This window comes from Acinetobacter sichuanensis, assembly GCF_003024515.2.
In the GTDB taxonomy this organism is placed as follows: domain Bacteria; phylum Pseudomonadota; class Gammaproteobacteria; order Pseudomonadales; family Moraxellaceae; genus Acinetobacter; species Acinetobacter sichuanensis.
In genome coordinates this window covers 1-1,861 of sequence record NZ_PYIX02000133.1, presented here as the reverse complement: position 1 = coordinate 1,861, position 1,861 = coordinate 1, and the positions used below count along the sequence as shown (strand labels likewise).

The 1,861-nt window shown below is 63.4% G+C and carries 3 protein-coding genes; all 3 read right to left on the bottom strand.

Annotation, left to right across the window (positions count from 1 at the left end; all coding sequences use genetic code 11):
- Positions 1-56 precede the first annotated feature (56 nt).
- Positions 57-695, bottom strand: a complete 639-nt coding sequence (locus C9E89_RS22440; protein ID WP_004201168.1) for a phosphoribosylanthranilate isomerase — start codon at positions 693-695, stop codon at positions 57-59.
- A gap of 4 nt (positions 696-699) precedes the next feature.
- Positions 700-1,065 (bottom strand): bleomycin binding protein Ble-MBL, encoded by a 366-nt coding sequence (gene ble / locus C9E89_RS22435; RefSeq protein WP_004201167.1) that lies wholly within the window; start codon positions 1,063-1,065, stop codon positions 700-702.
- A gap of 3 nt (positions 1,066-1,068) precedes the next feature.
- Positions 1,069-1,861, bottom strand: a 793-nt coding sequence (blaNDM, locus tag C9E89_RS22430; RefSeq protein ID WP_206450020.1) for an NDM family subclass B1 metallo-beta-lactamase, incomplete at its 5' end; no start/stop codon positions are given.

The following is a 1,861-nucleotide window of genomic DNA, read 5'->3' as shown; positions in this document are numbered from 1 at the left end:
GTGGCGCACCCGCAAGCCGATCTTTGCGCTGAACGACGCCTATTGATCGACGCGATTTAGGCCAAGCGCACCGCAAAGGCGAAATTGGTAATCTTGTCGGTATCCTTGACGCCCGGCGCGCTTTCGACGCCGCTGGAGGTATCGACCAGCGGCGCTCCGGTGCGCGCAATCGCCTCGGCAACATTCGTCGGATTTAGCCCGCCTGCCAGCCCCCACGGCAAGGCACCGCGATATCCGGCCAGCAGCGACCAGTCGAACGCCAACCCCATGCCGCCGGGCAGCGCGCCTTTGGGGGTCTTGGCGTCGAACAAGATCAAGTCCGCCGCCCCGGCATAGGCTGCGGCGCGTGCGACATCGCTGGCGCTGGCGACGGGCAGCGCCTTCCACACCGGCTTGCCAAACCGCGCGCGCAACTGGGCCACGCGTTCGGGCGATTCCGAACCGTGCAGCTGCAGCGCGTTCAGCTTGGCTGCCACCAGTGCGTCGGCGATGACAGCATCATCCGCATCGACGAACAAACCGACCATGGCGATCTGGCCAGCTGCGCGCGATGTCAAAGCGCCCGCGACATTCGACGTAACCGCACGGGGCGACGCTGGATAGAACACCAACCCGGCATAGTCCGCCCGCGCCGCGATGGTCGCATCGAGCGCCTCGGGTGTGCTGATCCCGCAAATCTTGATTTTCGCGGGCATGCGGTCAGTCGGGGTTCTGGATCAGCCGCACCAGCGTGCAGTCGGGATCGATCAGGTAGCCGATCCTCAGGCCGCTCGCCTCCAGTTGCGGAGCTTTGAAGCGCGGCCAGCCGGTGCTTTTTTCCTCGGCTCCCGCCGCGTTCACCAATGCCACCATGGCATCGAGATCATCCAACCGCAGGCAACAGCCGAACGAGCTCGTAGCTGGGTCGAGGTCAGGATAGGGGAAGAATTCGAGCTGCAAACCGCCGCGCTGCAGGATCATCCAGCCGCGATCCTTCCAACTCGTCGCAAAGCCCAGCTTCGCATAAAACGCCTCTGTCACATCGAAATCGCGCGATGGCAGATTGGGGGTGACGTGGTCAGCCATGGCTCAGCGCAGCTTGTCGGCCATGCGGGCCGTATGAGTGATTGCGGCGCGGCTATCGGGGGCGGAATGGCTCATCACGATCATGCTGGCCTTGGGGAACGCCGCACCAAACGCGCGCGCTGACGCGGCGTAGTGCTCAGTGTCGGCATCACCGAGATTGCCGAGCGACTTGGCCTTGCTGTCCTTGATCAGGCAGCCACCAAAAGCGATGTCGGTGCCGTCGATCCCAACGGTGATATTGTCACTGGTGTGGCCGGGGCCGGGGTAAAATACCTTGAGCGGGCCAAAGTTGGGCGCGGTTGCTGGTTCGACCCAGCCATTGGCGGCGAAAGTCAGGCTGTGTTGCGCCGCAACCATCCCCTCTTGCGGGGCAAGCTGGTTCGACAACGCATTGGCATAAGTCGCAATCCCCGCCGCATGCAGCGCGTCCATACCGCCCATCTTGTCCTGATGCGCGTGAGTCACCACCGCCAGCGCGACCGGCAGGTTGATCTCCTGCTTGATCCAGTTGAGGATCTGGGCGGTCTGGTCATCGGTCCAGGCGGTATCGACCACCAGCACGCGGCCGCCATCCCTGACGATCAAACCGTTGGAAGCGACTGCCCCGAAACCCGGCATGTCGAGATAGGAAGTGTGCTGCCAGACATTCGGTGCGAGCTGGCGGAAAACCAGATCGCCAAACCGTTGGTCGCCAGTTTCCATTTGCTGGCCAATCGTCGGGCGGATTTCACCGGGCATGCACCCGCTCAGCATCAATGCAGCGGCTAATGCGGTGCTCAGCTTCGCGACCGGGTGC